This window comes from Micromonospora lupini str. Lupac 08 (genome assembly GCF_000297395.2).
GTDB lineage: Bacteria > Actinomycetota > Actinomycetes > Mycobacteriales > Micromonosporaceae > Micromonospora > Micromonospora lupini.
Map to the genome: position 1 here is coordinate 2,266,260 of NZ_HF570108.1, position 16,492 is coordinate 2,282,751.

10 protein-coding genes and 3 pseudogenes are annotated in these 16,492 nt (G+C 72.3%); 5 read left to right on the forward strand and 8 right to left on the reverse strand.

Translation table 11 applies throughout. From position 1 onward, the window contains the following. Window positions 1–212: 212 nt before the first annotated feature. The 4 genes and pseudogenes from MILUP08_RS11595 to MILUP08_RS37295 all read left to right on the forward strand — a co-directional run bounded on the left by MILUP08_RS11595 (window position 213) and on the right by MILUP08_RS37295 (window position 6,091). A complete protein-coding gene (locus tag MILUP08_RS11595; RefSeq protein WP_007457775.1) occupies window positions 213–2,270 on the forward strand; it encodes a DNA gyrase/topoisomerase IV subunit B in 2,058 nt (685 codons plus the stop codon). Window positions 2,271–2,302: 32 nt separating this feature from the next. Further along, window positions 2,303–2,560 (forward strand): annotated as a pseudogene (locus tag MILUP08_RS37285) (DNA gyrase subunit A); the annotation flags it as partial. A gap of 54 nt (window positions 2,561–2,614) precedes the next feature. Continuing rightward, window positions 2,615–3,358: pseudogene (locus MILUP08_RS37290) on the forward strand (LAGLIDADG family homing endonuclease); the annotation flags it as partial. A 423-nt stretch (window positions 3,359–3,781) separates the two neighbouring features. Continuing rightward, window positions 3,782–6,091, forward strand: coding sequence for a DNA gyrase/topoisomerase IV subunit A (locus MILUP08_RS37295; RefSeq protein WP_337588141.1), 2,310 nt, complete (start codon window positions 3,782–3,784; stop codon window positions 6,089–6,091). 158 nt (window positions 6,092–6,249) lie between these two features. Here MILUP08_RS37295 and MILUP08_RS11605 read toward each other — a convergent pair whose 3' ends face one another. From MILUP08_RS11605 to pseB, 8 genes and pseudogenes are all read right to left on the reverse strand, one after another. Further along, window positions 6,250–6,885 (reverse strand): alpha-ketoglutarate-dependent dioxygenase AlkB, encoded by a 636-nt coding sequence (locus MILUP08_RS11605; protein ID WP_007457777.1) that lies wholly within the window; start codon window positions 6,883–6,885, stop codon window positions 6,250–6,252. Between the two features lie 34 nt (window positions 6,886–6,919). Further along, complete coding sequence (locus MILUP08_RS11610; RefSeq protein ID WP_007457778.1) at window positions 6,920–7,579, reverse strand: HAD family hydrolase; 660 nt, start codon at window positions 7,577–7,579, stop codon at window positions 6,920–6,922. A 53-nt stretch (window positions 7,580–7,632) separates the two neighbouring features. Continuing rightward, window positions 7,633–8,691: a PseG/SpsG family protein gene (locus MILUP08_RS11615; protein ID WP_051065934.1), complete on the reverse strand. Its 1,059-nt coding sequence runs from the start codon at window positions 8,689–8,691 to the stop codon at window positions 7,633–7,635. After that, a pseudogene (locus tag MILUP08_RS11620) lies at window positions 8,688–9,385 on the reverse strand (cytidylyltransferase domain-containing protein). The gene MILUP08_RS11615 and the pseudogene MILUP08_RS11620 overlap by 4 nt, the downstream one beginning before the upstream one ends. Before the next feature lie 101 nt (window positions 9,386–9,486). After that, window positions 9,487–11,316, reverse strand: coding sequence for a hypothetical protein (locus tag MILUP08_RS11625; RefSeq protein WP_007457783.1), 1,830 nt, complete (start codon window positions 11,314–11,316; stop codon window positions 9,487–9,489). Next, the gene (locus MILUP08_RS11630) at window positions 11,306–12,157 is read right to left on the reverse strand and encodes a hypothetical protein (protein WP_007457786.1); all 852 of its coding nucleotides are present in this window, start codon (window positions 12,155–12,157) and stop codon (window positions 11,306–11,308) included. Before MILUP08_RS11630 ends, MILUP08_RS11625 begins: the two co-directional genes overlap by 11 nt. Window positions 12,158–12,167: 10 nt before the next feature. Next, window positions 12,168–13,325, reverse strand: coding sequence for a DegT/DnrJ/EryC1/StrS family aminotransferase (locus MILUP08_RS11635; RefSeq protein ID WP_007457788.1), 1,158 nt, complete (start codon window positions 13,323–13,325; stop codon window positions 12,168–12,170). Next, the gene (gene pseB, locus MILUP08_RS11640; RefSeq protein WP_007457791.1) at window positions 13,322–14,305 is read right to left on the reverse strand and encodes a UDP-N-acetylglucosamine 4,6-dehydratase (inverting); all 984 of its coding nucleotides are present in this window, start codon (window positions 14,303–14,305) and stop codon (window positions 13,322–13,324) included. Before pseB ends, MILUP08_RS11635 begins: the two co-directional genes overlap by 4 nt. A gap of 366 nt (window positions 14,306–14,671) precedes the next feature. Between pseB and MILUP08_RS11645 the strand changes: the two genes are divergently transcribed. Beyond that, window positions 14,672–16,405 carry a hypothetical protein gene (locus MILUP08_RS11645; RefSeq protein ID WP_007457792.1) on the forward strand — a complete coding sequence of 578 codons (1,734 nt, stop codon included), beginning with the start codon at window positions 14,672–14,674 and terminating at the stop codon, window positions 16,403–16,405. Window positions 16,406–16,492 lie beyond the last annotated feature (87 nt).

Genomic DNA, 16,492 nt, shown 5'->3' on the forward strand with positions numbered 1-16,492 from the left:
GGAGGCGAGCGTACCGAGGGCTGCTTCTCTGCGTGGTCCCGTGATCACTGTGCGGTTGTTTGGTTTCTCACGTCCGACGGCGCGGGCGCGGCGGGTCGCGTAGGTCCTCCGGGAGTTGTCTCAGCCTCGGGCTAGGCTCGCTGCGGCGCGCCACGCCGGCTGACATCGCCGGTGCCGGGCAGCACACCGCCGAGACCGGGGAGTACGACCAGTTGACCGCAGAGCCTGACACCCTGTACGGGGCCGATGACCTCACCCACCTTGAGGGGCTGGACGCCGTCCGCAAGCGGCCCGGCATGTACATCGGTTCCACCGACAGCCGTGGCGTGGGTCACCTCGTCAACGAGATCCTCGACAACTCCACCGACGAGGGTGTCGCCGGTCACGCCAGAGCCGTCGAGGTGATCCTGCACGCCGACGGATCGGTCCAGGTCGACGACGACGGCCGCGGCATCCCCACCGACGTGCACGCCAAGTCCGGCATCTCCGGCGTCGAGCTGGTGCTGACCCGGCTGCACGCCGGCGGCAAGTTCGGCGGCTCCGGCTACAAGACCTCCGGCGGCCTGCACGGCGTCGGCGCCTCGGCGGTAAACGCGCTGTCCCGCCGCTTCGACGTGACCGTCCGCCGGGCCGGCAAGGTCCACGCCATGTCGTTCCGGCACGGCGTCCCGGGAATCTTCGACGGCGACGGGCCGGACGCGCCCTTCACCGCCGGCCCCGGCCTCCAGGTGATCGGCGCGATGAAGCGCGGCCAGCGCACCGGCACCTCGATCCGCTGGTGGCACGACGCCCGCTACTTCGAGACCGGCGCGGCGCTCGACGTCGACGCCGTCCGGATGAAGCTGCGCAACACCGCGTTCCTGGTCCCCGGCGTGACGTACCTGCTGCGCGACCTCACCGGCGAGGCCGCCGCCGAGGAGCGGTTCCACTACCCCAACGGGCTCAGCGACATGGTCGAGTTCCTCGCGCCGGCAGGCGACCGGCCGGTCTCCGGCATGCTGCTGGTCAACGGCGAGGGGACGTACCGGGAGAACGCCGCCGACGCCAACGGTGTCATGCAGTCCAACGTGCAGCGCCGCGCCGAGGTCGAGGTGGCGTTCCGGTGGGGCACCGGCTACGAGCGCACCGTCGAGTGCTTCACCAACACCATCCGTAACGCCCACGGCGGCACCCACCGCAAGGGCTTCGAGCGGGCCCTCGTCCGCACCCTGGCCGACGCCGTCCGCAACACCCGCGGCCTGCTCAAGGCCAAGGAGGAGCCGCCCACCCTGGACGACGTCCTGGAGGGGATGACCGCGGTGGTGCACGTGCGGATCCCCGAGCCGCAGTTCACCTCGCAGACCAAGGACGAGCTGTCCACCACCGGCATCACCAAGGTCATCCAGACCCTGGTGGACGCGCACATCAAGGCCTGGCTGGAGGACCGGCGCACCAAGGCCGAGGCGCGCGTCGTCCTGCAGAAGATCGTCGACGCGGCGCGGGTCCGGCTCACCCAGAAGCAGCAGAAGGACGCCGCCCGGCGCAAGACCGCCCTGGAGGGCGCGTCCATGCCGCCGAAGCTTGTCGACTGCCGCGCGACAGGCATCGACCGCAGCGAGTTGTTCATCGTGGAGGGCGACAGCGCCCTCGGCACGAGCCGCATGGCCCGTTCGTCCGAATATCAGGCGCTGCTGCCGATCCGGGGCAAGATCCTCAACGTGCAGAAGGCCAACCTCCAGCAGGTTCTGGACAATGCCGAGTGCGCCGCGATCGTCCAGGTGCTCGGGGCCGGCTCGGGGCGGACGTTCGACCTCGCCGCGCTGCGCTACGGCCGGGTGCTGATCATGGCCGACGCCGACGTGGACGGCGCCCACATCCGTACGCTGCTGATCACCCTCTTCGCCCGCTACATGCGGCCGTTGATCGAGGCCGGTCGGCTCTACGCCGCCATGCCGCCCCTGCACAAGATCACCACCAAGGGGCGCAACGCGCAGACGGTCTACACCTACACCCAGGCCGAGATGGAGGCGACGGTGCGCAAGCTGGAGAAGGCCGGCAAGCAGATCGTCACGCCCATCCCACGCTTCAAGGGCCTCGGTGAGATGGACGCCGACGAGCTGTGGGACACCACGATGAACCCCGCCACCCGCGCCGTCCGCCGGATCACCCTCGACGACGTGGACGCCGCCGAGCGCATCCTCGAACTGCTGATGGGCGAGAAGGTCGAGCCGCGCCGCAACTGGCTCATCGACTCGGCCGACCGTGTCGACCGCGATGCGATCGACGCATGAGCACCGCTGCCGTTCAAGGGGAAAGCTGAGTCATGGCACGCCGTAAGGAAAACAAGGTCGACCTCTCCTCGTTCGACCAGGCCGGCGCGCGGGTCTTCGACAACCCGCTGGTCACCGAGGTCTCCGACTCCTACCTGGAGTACGCGTTCTCGGTCATCCACTCCCGTGCGCTGCCCGACGCGCGCGACGGCCTCAAGCCCGTGCACAGGCGCATCCTCTGGTCGATGTACGAGCAGGGCCACCGCCCCGACCGTGGGCATGTGAAGTCCGCTCGCATCGTCGGCGACTGCTTCGTAGCTGGCACACTCGTCTCGACGCCTGATGGTCTGCGGGCCATCGAAGAGATCGAGGTCGGGGACCTCGTGCTGGACGGCGACGGAGCTTCGGTGCCGGTGACTGCTGTCTATCAAAACCCGGCCTCCAACCTCGTGCGCGTTACCTGGAGCAACGGGCACACGATGCTCGTCACCCCGGGCCAGCGGTTCCGCGTGGTCGCCGATGACCTCTCGGTCCAATGGATGGCGGCTCGGGATCTACCGGGGCATCTGACTCTGGCCTACGGGAGCAGCCGCAGCGCGGTGTCGCCGTCGGCTGGGGATGTCTACGACTATGTGCGTGGGCTGATGGTGGCCGAGGGCTTCCCTGTCCATCGGTCCCGCGAGGCGGACGGTCGTGTCCGGATCCACATGTGTGACGTCGAGCCGCTGGATGTTGCTCACGGTTGGGCCATCGCCAATGGATTGAACGTCTCGCGAGGCAAGCGTGAGGCCCGCAATCCCCGCCACCAAGACCAGCACATTCTGACCTTCAGTCGGCACGAGGGGCTGATGGAGGCGACACGGCCACTCAGCCGGGACAAGCACGTACCGCGCGACATCATCGAGAACCGGTCAGCGTGGGCACCGTTCCTCGCCGGCTTCTTCGACGGGGACGGCTACGTCCGTAAGCGCTTCAGGGAGATCGTCTTCGTCAGCACGAGTGAGGTGCTGGTGCGGCAGATCTATGCCATGCTTGCCGACCTGGGGCTGCACGGGCACCACTGGACCAGCGGTCGCGCCTCCGCGGGTAACCCGCTCTTTGGTCTCTCGGTCAGCGGGCGGGACGCCGCAGACCTTGCCCGGTTGTTGCTGCCCTGGGTGCGGATCGGATACAAGTACGACGGCTTGCAGCGGGTCGCCGAGATCGGCTACGAGTACAGCGGCAAGCAGGGCAACGATCGGCTTCCGTACGGTCCGGTCATTGCGGAGTTCACGGCCGCGCACCAGGGCGGCGGGTGGTTCCGGGACCAGGACGGCCAGCCCTTCCGCGCCTCCCTGTCGGCGAGCGGTGGACCGAAGGTGCGGTATGGCAAGGACCGCAACGGCGTCCCGCTTGCGGACCGGTCGTTCCAGTTGGAGCGTGCGGTACGAGACGGCTGGATCCACAAGCTCCAGCGTCTTGGCTCACCGCTCGCGGCCCGGCTGGACGCGTTGGTCGGTGGCTCGTTCCTGCGGGTCACCTCCGTCGAGGCGGTGTCGCCCGATGTCACGTACGACATCCAGGTCGGCAGCGACGAGCACGCGTTCGTCACCGAGGGCTACGTCGTTCACAACTGCATGGGCAAGTACCATCCGCACGGCGACACGGCGATCTACGACGCGATGGTCCGCCTCGCGCAGGACTTCTCCCTCAACGTGCCGCTCATCGACGGGCATGGAAATTTTGGATCTCCCGACGACGGCCCGGCTGCGGCGAGATACACGGAAGCGCGGATGTCGCGCGAGGCCATGCTCCTCGTCGGTGAGCTGGGCGAGGACACCGTCGACGTCGAGCCCAACTACGACGGGTCGCTGACCCAGCCGACAGTGCTGCCGGCCGCGTTCCCCAACCTGCTGGTCAACGGCGCGTCCGGGATCGCGGTCGGGATGGCCACCAACATGATCCCGCACAACCTCGCCGAGGTCGTCTCCGCGGCCCGTTGGCTGATCAACCACCCGGACGCCACTCTGGACCGGCTCATGGAGTTCGTCCCCGGCCCCGACCTGCCCACCGGCGGTGTGCTGCTCGGGCTGGACGAGGTGCGCCGGGCGTACGAGACGGGGCGCGGTGTCGTGCGCATGCGCGGCAAGGTGGAGATCGGCCCGATCGAGGGCAGCCGGGGCCGCCAGGCGATCACCGTCGTCGAGTTGCCCTACGGTGTCGGCGCGGAGAAGGTCATCGCCGCGATCACCAACGAGGTCACCAAGACCAAGCGGCTGACCGGTATCGCGGACGTCAAGGACCTCACCGACCGGGAGAGCGGCACCCGGCTGGTCGTCGAGTGCAAGGTGGGGGTCAACCCCCAGGCGCTGCTCGCCGATCTCTACCGGTTGACCCCGTTGGAGCAGTCCTTCGGCGTCAACAACCTCGTGCTTGTCGACGGCCAGCCCCGTACCCTCGGGTTGAAGGCGCTGCTGGAGGTCTTCCTGGCCCACCGGTACGAGGTGGTCACCCGGCGCAGCGCGTACCGCCGCCGCAAGCGTCAGGAGCGGCTGCACCTGGTCGATGGTCTGCTTATCGCACTGCTGGACATCGACCGGGTGGTCCGGTTGATCCGGGGCAGCGACGACGCGCAGGCGGCCAAGGACGGGCTGATGAGCCAGTTCGGCCTCTCCGACATCCAGGCCACCTACATCCTGGACACTCCGCTGCGCCGGTTGACCAAGTACGACCGGATCGAGTTGGAGGCCGAGCAGGAGCGGCTGCGCGGCGAGATCACCGAGCTGTCCACGATCCTCGACGACGAGCGGGTGCTCAAGAAGCTGGTCTCCGACGAGCTGGCGGCCGTGGTCAAGCAGTTCGGCAGCGAACGGCGGACGACCCTGGTCGACGGCGATCTCAAGGAGGTGCTGGCGGCGTCCGTGCCGGCCGGCCCGCTGGAGGTCGCCGACGACCCGTGCCAGGTCATCCTCTCCGCGACCGGGCTGGTCGCCCGGACCGCGGCCGAGTCGGAGGAGAGCGCCGAGGGGCGTCGGCGCAACGGCCGGGTCAAGCACGACACGGTACGCGCGATCGTGCACTCCACCGCTCGTGGTCGGGTGCTGCTGGTCACCAGCGCGGGTCGCGCCTTCAAGATCGACGTGCTGCCGCTGCCGGTGCTGCCCGAGCAGGCCGGAACGGTGTCGCTGCGCGGCGGGATGTCCGCCGCCGAGCTGGTGCCGCTGGAGGCGGGGGAGACCGTTGTCGGTCTGGCGCCGCTCGGCGGTGCGGCGGACGGGTCACCCGGGCTGGCGCTGGGCACCCGGCAGGGTGTGGTGAAGGTCTGCGCGCCGGAGTGGCCGGTGCGGTCCGACGAGTTCGACGTGATCGGCCTGCGCGACGGTGACGAGGTGGTCGGGGCGACCTGGCTGACCGACGGCGCGGAGACGCTCACCTTCGTCACCTCGGAGGCGTCGTTGCTGCGTTTCGCCGCGGGGATGGTGCGCCCGCAGGGCCCCAAGGGCGGTGGGATGGCCGGCATCAACCTGCCGGCCGGGGCTCGGGTGGTGTTCTTCGGCGCGGTACGCACCGACGATGCGGGGCACGGCGAGCCGATGGTGGTCACGTCCACCGGGGCGACGGTCAAGGTGACGCCGTTCAAGGCGTACCCCGCGAAGGGCCGGGCGACCGGCGGCGTCCGCGCGCACCGCTTCCTCAAGGACGAGACCGACGTGGCCGTCGCCTGGGTGGGGCCGCGCCCGGTCGGCGCGACCGGCACCGGCGAACCGGTGGAGCTGCCCGCGGCCGATCCCCGCCGCGACGGCAGCGGCTTCGCCGTGATGCTCGGCCCCACGGTGGTGGGCCACCTGATCGAACGCGACTAAACCCCTACCCACCTCGGGTGTCGCGCCGTCCCCCGGGCGTGCCCGGCGCGCCCTGCGCATCTTGGCGCTCGGGCCGCCGGCAGCCGAATGGTCGCCGGCCGCAGCCGGCTGCGCTCACCTCCCCGGCCGGGGTTGGGAATTACTCGCCCAGCTTCGGATCAGGCGACGTTGTGCGGGCGGAACTGGACGCTTACCCGGGGGCCCACCGGGCGGGCGGTCTTGGGGATGGCGTGTTCCCAGGTGCGCTGGCAGGAGCCGCCCATCACGATCAGGTCGCCGTGGCCCACCGGGAACCGCAGGCTGTCGCCGCCGCCGCGCGGGCGCAGCAGCAGCGGCCGGGGTGACCCGAACGAGACGATCGCGACGATGGTGTCGCTGTGCGCGGAGCGGCCGATCGTGTCGCCGTGCCAGGCGACGCTGTCGCGGCCGGAGCGGTAGAGACACATGCCGGCGGTGACGAACGGCTCGCCCAGCTCGGGTGCGTAGTGCCGGGTCAGCTCGGCGCGTGCCGCGGTGAGCACGGGGTGTGGCAGTTGCCTGTCGACGCCGTACCAGCAGAGCAGGCGGGGCACGTCGACCTCGCTGTCGTACATGTGGCGTCGCTCCGCGCGCCAGGGGACCTCGGCGAGCAGGGTGTCGAGGACCGCGTCGGAGCCGCTCACCCAGCCCGGGAGGTGGTCGACCCAGGCGCCGCGGCTGAGCTGGTGTCGCCGGAGCTGGCCGGGCAGTGGCCCCAGAGTCGGCTCCGCGTCGGTCAGGTCGAGCATCGACGGCTGGTAGGCGGCAGGCGTCATGCAGCCACCCTAGCAGCACTTTCGTACACCCGTGCTAGCGCGCGGCTGTCGCGTTGTGCCTCGCCACCAGGCCCGGGAGGTCGTCAAGCGTGTCGATCCGGAACAGGCACCGCTCGGCGACGGCCGGCAGGTCGAGGATGTGCCCCCAGGGGCCGCGCCGGATCAGGCACGTCTGCATGCCGGCCTCGACGGCCGGGCGTACGTCGTTGTCGGGCCGGTCGCCGACGTACAGGATCGACGACGCGTCGCCGCCTCCCGCCCGCACGACCCGGTCGAAGAAGGCCGGTGACGGTTTCGCCACGCCCCAACCGGTCGAGGTGCCGATCGTGTCCACGGGGAGGTCGAGGGCGTGCAGGAGCGCCTCGGCGTGGGCGGCCTGGTTGCCGGCCAGGCCGACGAACAGGCCCTGCTCCTTGAGCGAGGTCAGGCAGCCGCGCGCGTCGGGGTAGAGGTCCTCCTCGCCGAACCACTCGGATTTGCCGGCGGCGGCGCGACGTTCCAGCTCGGTGGCGAGGTCGAAGTCGGGCCGGAAGGTCCGGAACGTCTCCTGGTAGTCCAGGCCACGGGCGATCACGGCGCCGAGGACCGCCGAGAGTGTGTGCCGGGGAACCCCGAACCAGTCCGCCCAGCCCGCGAACTCGCGGGACTCGTCGAGGATCGTCCCGCCGACGTCGAAGAAGACAGCTCCGATCACGTGCGTCCCCCGTTCGCCTTGTCGACGGATCATAGGCGGGAGAACGCGCGTCGTCAGTCCGCGACGGCTTTGGGACGTACGGCGTCGAACACCGCGTCGACGACGCGCGCCCGCCCCCGGCCGTCCACGGTGGACCACGCTCGCGCGGCCAGCGCCGCGCGGCGCTGCGGCGAGCTGAGCAGCCCGTTGAGGGTCCGCGCCGCCGTCGCGCGGGCGGCCCGCCCGGGCACCCCGGCGCCGGTCAGCTCCGCCAGTTCGCCGAGGCCGGCGGCCAGGCCGTGCCGGACCACCCGGGTGTACGACTCGCGTTGGTTGTCGACGACGCAGACCAGCGCGGCGGGTGCCCCGAGGCAGCACAGTTCCCAGGTGGAGGTGCCGGCGGCGCTGACCACCAGGTCCGCCTCGGTGATCAGGGCCGGCAGCGAGCCGGTGGGTGGGACGGGACGGACGATTTGTCCCCGCCCGGGGGTGATGTCCTCGAGTTCGGCCTCGACCTCGGGCCGGCCGACGACGACCGTGAGGTCCATCGGGTGTCCGGTGGCCAGCAGCACCCGGGTCAGCACCGGGGCCGCGCCGACCGCGTCGGTGCCGCCGAAGAAGGCCAGCACCCGGGGCCTGCTGACGGCCGTGGCCGCTCGGGGCGCCGTCGGGCGGGCGGTCACGACCGAGTCGCGCAGCAGGGCGTACGCGCTGCCGGCGAGCAGCCGTCCGGGCAGCGCCGGAAGCTGCGCTCCGAAGTTCTGGTCGAGGTAGAGGTCGGCGTCCTGGCCGCGGCTGTCCCCGTCGATCACGGCGAGGGTGAACACGCCGGCCGCGCGCAGGGCGCCCGCCCCGGCCGGGTCCAGTTCGTAGGAGTCGAGGACCACCACGTCGAGGTCGTGTCGCCGGGCCGTCTCGACCAGCTCGGCCGGCGACTCGGGGCCGGGGTGCAGGTCGATGCCGCGCGCGGCCAGTTCGGCGGTGGCCCAGCCGAGCCGTTCCACAGTGCCGAACACCGCGACCTGGGCGCCCCGGGCCAGGAACTCCTCGGCGAGCGCCAGGCAGCGGACGAGGTGCCCGACGCCGCGCCGCGGCCCGGCGTCGCAGCGCAGTCCGACCCGTAGCGTGCTCAGGACTCCTCCAGCCGCTTCTGGCGTACGTCGGCGTTGAGCGCGCGCAGCCGGGGTTGCCCGTCGAGCCAGTCGGCGAGCTTGGCCAGCGGCACGCTGACGTCGCCGAAATGGTCGGCGACGGCGCTCACCAGCGCCCAGTCCTGCTCGGTGTCGAGGGTCAGGCGCAGCGCCGAACGGTCCGGAGTGAGGGTCACCCCGAGCACCCGGAACAGGTCCGGATGGGTGTACGCGTAGGACGTGACGTGCACCCGGTGGTGCCCGGTGGCGAGCCGGTCGAGGGTCCGCAGGGTCTCCGCACGGATGATCTCGACGTCCAGCCCGCGGGGCAGGGTGCGGGCGATCGACGTGCTCGCGTAGTCCAGGCCGGGCACGGCCCGGTACACCGAGGCGACAAGCGTGACGATCTCCGGGTCGAGCAGCGGGCAGTCGGCGGTGAACCGCATGACCGCGTCGCCGGGTGCGCGGCGAGCGCGCCCACGAACCGGCCCAGCACGTCGTCGACCGGCCCGCGGTGGCACGGCACGCCGAGCCGCCGGCACTCGTCGACCACCGCGTCGTCGACGGTGTCCGTGCTCGTCGCGACCACCAGGTCGGCGAGGACGCCGCTGTCGCGGGCGGCGCGGACCACGCGACCCAGCACGGACCGCCCGGCCAGCGGGCGGAGCACCTTGCCGGGCAGCCGCGACGAGCCCATCCGGGCCTGCACGATCCCGACGATCCGGGGCCCGACGGCCGCTCCCGTGTCGGCCGTCGGGTCCGGTCGGCTCGCCGTCGCGGACGCGTTGTCGTCGCCTGTCACTGCTGCTCCTCCTGCCTCGGCGCGAGCGCCGACCGGGCTCGCCGCTTGGCGGCACGCGCACCCCGCTTGGCCAGCCGGGCCGGGGTGATGGCGAGCCGGCCGACGCGGTAGCTGATGGACCCGCTGAGCAGGCCGATCTTCGCCTCGGCGCGGCGCAGCGCCCGCTCCCGGGAGGTGAGCAGCTCGTCGGTCCACCGGGTCAGGGCGGCCAGTCGGCTGATCTCCTCCCGTTGCCGCAGCCACGCCTCGCGCAGTTGCTGGTAGCTGTGCGCGCCGACCGGCGGGTCGGTGGGCGCGACGGCCTGCAGTTCGGTGGCGAGGGCCGCGCGGCGCTCGGCGTCCAGGCCGTGCAGGGTGGCCGCGATCGCCGCCTCGGCCCGCACCGCCTCGGCGACTGTCGCCCGGTCCAGGTCGTGGCCGGCGAGCCCGCCGAGCACCACTGTCAGGCCCGCGACGTCGAGGGTGGACGACCACGGGTGGGCGTACCCGCCGGTGAGCAGGGCCGCCGCGAAGCGCCACAGGCCGCGGGCCAGCGCCACGTCGCCGGGCAGCGTGTCGGTGGCCCGCCAGCTCGGGTCGAGCACCGCGTAGCGTTCCCCGTCGACCACCACGTTGTCGGTGCTGGCCAGCGCCGCCGCGCCGGCGAGCCGGCCGTCGGCGCCGGCCTGGCCGGCGAGCCAGCCCGCGTACCCGTGCAGGAGCGTGCGCAGCGTCGCCAGGTCGCGGCGCAGCGCGGCGTCGAGCAGCAGGGTGTGCAGCAGCCGCCCGGTCGGCACCGGCCCGGACAGCGCGGCCGGGTCCCGGTACGCGGCCTCGCGGCTGGCGAACGGCGCGGCCGCCGTGGTCGTGCCGGCGTCAGCGCCGGCGTGGTGGCCCCACCGCCAACCCGACGGGTCGTCGAGCACCTCCAGCACACCGGTCCCGGGCTGGCCGGACTGCCCGGTCTGCGCCAGCGCCACCGGCAGGTTCCCGTCGGCGCCCGGGTCGGTGGGCCCGCCCGGTCGGCGGGCCAGCATCAGCCAGGCCGGCGCGAGATCTGCGGCACGCCCGGCGTGCAGGGCGTCCACCGCCAGCCGGGCCGGATCCTGGAGCACTGTCGCGGCGCCGAACGCTCCGGCGCAGGCGCCGTGCAGCACCGCGTCGAACAGCCCGCAGCCCGCGCCCCGGTCGAGCTGGTCGGCGTCGAGCAGCGCCGTCGCGGTCGCGCCATCGGGGTACGCGGCCCAGCAGGCCCTCGGGCGCAGCCCGGCGCCGGTGAGCCGCTCGCGCAGCTGGTCCCGGTTGGCGGGGTGCGCCTGGTCGAGCACGCCACCGATGACCCAGGCGGAGTCGTCGCGGGCGGCGTGCCAGGGGGTGGTGGAGACCAGCCGGTGCAGACCGAGCGGGTTGTCCAGGCGCAGCAGCAGCGCGCCGCCGGGGCGGACCGCGGCGACCAGCCGTGTCAGCACGCCGTTCCAGCCCAGCCGGGTGCCCTCCACCGACTCCACCTGGTCCAGCCCGGCGGCGGCGATCACCACGTCGTACGTCTCGTCGTCGGGCAGCCCGGCCGGGCCGCCCACGATCACGCGGGCGGCCCGCTGGGCCAGCGCCACCGCGTCCGGGTGGCTGCGCAGCAGGCAGGTCACCTCGGCGTGGGCGAGCCGGTCGAGCAGCGCCGGGTCGTGCGGGCCGGCCAGCAGGACCCGGGCGCCGGGCGGCACGATCCGGGCGGCCAGCGCGGCGAGGGGCCCTCCGTCGGCCAGCCGCTCCTTCGGCAGGTCGGACCAGGCCAGCATCTCGCCGCCCGGCAGGGTGATCCGGCCGGCGGGTGCCGTCTCAGTCGTCACTGTCGTCCTCTTCTTCTTCCGGAAGGTTCGCCCAACCGAGCAGCTCCCGCAGCTCGGCAGGGGTGCAGCGGTGGTCGGTGCCCAGTTCCGCGCGGGCGATCGCGACGGCCGTCGGCAGGTCGACCGCCGCGCCGTGCAGCTCGGGCCACTGCCGGCGGATGCGGGCGGTCCCGCCGAAGGTCGGGTCCTCGTTGGACAGGATCATCGGATCGCCGTAGACCGCGGGTTCGCAGCCGGCCGCGATGCCGTAGAAGATCGCGCTGGTCAGCCGGTTGGATGCTACCCGCTTGTGCCGGCGCAGCTCGGTCAGCTGCTTGTCGAGGAACTCCGGGTCGGTGTCCTTCCACCAGTGCCCCCGGTAACCGTGGCAGATCACCCGGAACCCGGCGCGCTCGTAGAGGCGGCGGACGTGGCGCATGCCGTACTCGTGCCAGTAGAGGCACACCGTGACGGGGCCGGGCTCGGTGTCGCGGATGCGGGCGATCAGCTCCCGGTGGTCGCCCTTGACGTGCTGACCCTCCCAGCCGTGGAACGGGTACCAGATGGTGCCCTCCCGCTCCTGCGCCGGCGGGTCCTCCGGCCGCAAGGCAAGCAGGTAGGTGAACGGCGCGCCGATCACCACCACGTTGCGCCGCCCCACCGACCAGGCCCGCCGGCGGGTCTGCTCGGACCAGAGCAGGCTCGGGGTGCGGTCGGCGTACGGGTGGCCCGGGGCCAGGCCGTCGCCGATGTTCCAGCCGTGCTGCACGTACCCGTTGATCCGCGGGGGGTGCCGGTCGCCGAGGCCGGCGTAACGGGCCAGCACGTGGGCGTGGCCGTAGAAGTGGTTCGCGTGGTGCATCAGGTTCCCATCAGGCGGCGGTACGCACCGAGCCGGCCCGCAGGACCGCGGTCAGCGCGTCGATGACGCGGTCCTGGTCGGCGTCGCTGAGTCCCGGGTACAGCGGCAGCGACAGCTGCTGGGAGTAGAACGACTCGGCCACCGGGCACGATCCGCGCCGGTAGCCCAGGTCGGCGAAGGCGGGGTGCCAGTGCACGGGCAGGTAGTTGACCTGCACGCCGATTCCGGCGGCCCGCATCCGGTCGTACACCTCGCGGCGACGCCCGTCGAGCACCCGGATCGGGTAGAGGTGCCAGGCCGGATCGGCCCACGACCTGCGGGTCGGCAGCAGCACGCCGTCCAGGTCGGCAAGCGCCTCGTCGTAGCGGGCGACAAGCGCGCTGCGGCGGGCCTTGAACGCGGCGAGCCGGCGGAGCTGACTGCGGCCCAGGGCGCACAGCACGTCCGGCAGGCGGTAGTTCAGCCCGAACTCGTGCACCTCCTGGTGCCAGCCACCCTCGTCGGCGAAGCGCAGCTCGGCGCGGTCGCGAACCATGCCGACGCCGCGGAACCGGCGGGCCCGCTTCAGGATCTCCGGGTCGAGCGCGGCGACGGCGCCGCCCTCGGCGGTGGTCAGGTTCTTCGTGGGGAAGAACGAGAACGTGGTCAGGTCGGCGAGCGAGCCCACCGGACGGCCGCGGTACGTCCCGCCGATCGAGTGCGCCGCGTCGGCGAGCAGCAACGCGTTCGAGCCCTCGACGGACGTGCGCAGGGCGTCGTAGTCGGCCGGGTGACCGGCGTAGTCGACAGCCGAGACGACCCGGGTACGCGAGGTGACCGCCGCGGCGGCCGCAGCCGGGTCCAGGCAGAACGTCTCGTCCTCGACGTCGGCGAACACGATCGTCGCGCCGAGGGCCACGGCGCTGCTGGCGGTCGCCACGAACGTCATCGGCGGGACCACCACCTCGTCGCCCGGTCCCACCCCGGCGGCCGCGTACGCCACGTGCAGCGCCGCGGTGCCGTTGGAGACGCTGGCGACGCCCACCCCGCCGGTCCACCGCGCGAGGTCGGCCTCGAACGCGTCGACCTGCGGCCCGGTGGTGAGCCAGTCGCCGCGCAGCACGTCGGCGACTGCCGCGATGTCGTCCTCGGTGATCGACTGCCGGCCGTACGGGAGCATCCCCGTCATGCGGTGAGGCCGAGCATCACGCGCAGCTGCTCCACACTGAGCCACTCGTCGTTGGTGTCCGACTGGTAGGCGAAGCCGTCCGGCACCGGCTCGCAGTCGACCGGCGGCTGGTAACCCCAGCCCGCGATGGTCGGCTGGACGATGTAGCGGTCCTTGGCGCGCAGCGTCCGACGGCTGTCGTCCGGGGCGATCATCTCCTCGTGCAGCTTCTCGCCGGGCCGGATGCCGATCTCGTGGGTGGTGGCGTCCGGGGCGACGGCCTCGACCAGGTCGAGGATGCGCATGCTGGGAATGCGCGGCACGAACAGCTCGCCGCCCTGCATCTGGTCGAACGAGTCCATGACGAACTGGACGGCCTGCTCCAGCGTGATCCAGAACCGGGTCATCCGCTTGTCGGTGATCGGCAGGCTCTTGCCCTCGGCGGCAAGCCGGTGGAACAGCGGGACGACCGAACCGCGGCTGCCGACCACGTTGCCGTAGCGGACGACCGAGAACCGGGTCGGGTGGTGCGCGGCGTAGTGGTTGGCCGAGACGAACAGCTTGTCGCCGACCAGCTTGGTGGCGCCGTACAGGTTGATCGGGCTGGACGCCTTGTCCGTGGAGAGCGCGATGACCTTCTTGACGCCGGCCTCGATCGCGGCGTCGACCACGTGCTGCGAGCCGGTGATGTTGGTGGCGATGAACTCGGAGGGGTTGTACTCCGCGGTGTCCACCTGCTTCAGGGCGGCGGCGTGCACCACGTGGTCCACGCCGTGCATCGCCCGGGTGAGGCGGTGCCGGTCCCGGATGTCGCCGATGAACCAGCGCAGGCGCGGGTCGTCACCGAGCTGCTGGCGCAGTTCGTACTGCTTGAGCTCGTCGCGGGAGAAGACCACCACCCGGGCGGGGTCGGCCTCGGTGAGGATGTGCCGGAGGAAGGTCCTGCCGAAGGAACCCGTTCCCCCGGTGATCAGAATGGACGATCCATTCAACTCACTCAATTTGGTGCTCCCGTGATCGTGGATGAACCGGCGGCCCTCGGCCGGCCGACCGGGGTGAGACGCTAACGGCGGCGGGTTAACGCCTCGGCGCTCGCGGGTTAACCGCTGCCCCTGCCGTCGTGAATGGCGGGCACCGCGCAGGCGAACACTTCCAACCGTCTTCAGAGTGGGCTGACCAGGCCCGATCCGGCCGCTACAGTGGCCGCGCGAGCGACCGGCAGCCTCTGCGCGCCGTCGTTTCCTCGCGTTCACCCGACATCCGCACCGCCTCGGTGCGAGCGGGTCATCCCCGAGCGTCACCGACCGGTCGGCGTGCCCACCGGCGGGCATGCCCGTCCGGCCCGGCCGGCAGTTCAGGAGGCGTTGATGGCATCCGGCAGCGACGTGATGGAACGGCCGGCGGTCCCGACCGGGACACCGCCCGCGGCGCCCGCGCGACGGTGGCTCGTGCCGCTGCTGTTGTGCGCCGGCTGGGTGCTCGGCGTCGCCTGGCGGATGTGGCTGTCGCGGCACATCGCGCTGCCGATCGCCCACACCGACGAGGACAGCTATCTGAACACCGCCCGCGCGCTGGCCGGCGGGCCGGGCGGGTTCAGCAGCGAGAACGACCTGCTCCGCCGGGTCGGCTACCCGATGCTGATCTCGCCCGCGTTCCTCGGCGACCGGGACTTCGCCGACAGCTACCGCCTCGTCCAGCTGATCAACGCGATGGTCAACTCGGCGCTGCTGCCGCTGGCGTACCTGCTCGGCCGACGGGTGCTGCGACTGCCCCGCGCGTCCGCGCTGCTCGCGGCGGTGGTGGCGGCGACGCTGCCGGCCACCGCCTTCTACGCCGGTGTCGCCATGATCGACACCGTGATGGCGCCGCTCGTGGTCGCCTGGCTTCTCGCCGTACACCGGTGGATCGAACGTCCCGGCCCTCTCGCCGCGGCCACCGTCGGCCTGCTGGTGGGCGCGTTCCACCTGCTGCACTCGCGCGGCCTGGTGATCGTGGCGGTGCACGCCGGGCTGGTCCTGCTGCTGTTCGTCCGCCGACGGATCACCGCCGTCGCGGTGCTCGCGGCGCTGCTGCCGGTGCTGGCCATGGCGCTTGTCAACGAGGCCGGCATCCACGTCCTCGGGAACAAGGTCTACCTGCTGGGCAGCACCCCGGGCGGCGGTACGGTCGCGGCGGTCGCGTCGGGTCAGGGGGTCGTCCGTGTCGCGGCGGCCGTCACCACCCAGCTCTGGTACCTCGTGGTGATCACGTTCGGGCTGGCCGGGATCGCCTGGGCCGCCGCCGTCCGGGAACTGTGGCGTCCGCGCCACGGCGACGCCACCCGTTGGACGATGGGTGTGGCGCTTGTGGTCAGCGTCGGGGTGGCCAGCGGCGCGTCGGTGATCCTGGCCGGGATCACCGGCAAGCCGTTGGACGCGATCTACGGCCGCTACGTGCAGATGCTGGCCCCGTTCTGGCTCCTGGTCGGACTCGGGGTGCTGCTCACCGCCCAGCGCCGGGTGGTGCTGCGCCGGGCGGCGGTCGCGGTGGGCCTGCTGGTCGCCGGTGGCGCGCTGGTCGCCGTCCGGCTCGCGTACGTGGCCAGTCGGGGGCACTCGCTGCGCTACGGCGGCTTCGGAGCGCCGGACCTGATGGCGTTGACCGGCGGCTGGCGGGAGATGCGCCCGGTGGTCGGGACGCTGCTCGCCATCGGCGCGTGCGTGCTGCTCGTGGCCACGGTCCGGGTGCCCCGGCTGCGGTTGCCGGTGCTCGGCGCCCTGGTCGTGGTCAACCTCGTCACCATGCAGGTGATCGATCAGCGCCTGGTGCGGCCGATGGCGGCGAGCACCGCGCCGACCCCCCGGGTCGCCGACGTCGGGGTACGCCCCGGCGAGCGCGTCTGGGCCTCCACCGGCGTGCACTACATCCTGCGGTTCAACCTCAGCCACCAGGTGACCTGGACCGACGTGCGGTGGTTCCGTGAGCAGCCGCCCGCCGCCGCGCAGGTGGTGTTCACCCGGTGGGCGCCCGGCGAGCCGGACGACTGGGACGGCGCACGGTACGGCTTCGTCCGGCTCGGTGGCAACGTGCGGCAGCACTGGGCGGCCTGGCGCCGAGTCTGACCCACGGGCCCCGTTTCGCCCGGTGGACATCGTGTTTCGTGAACGGCGGATGTCCACCGGGCGCACGGGCAGTTAATAGTGTCGGAC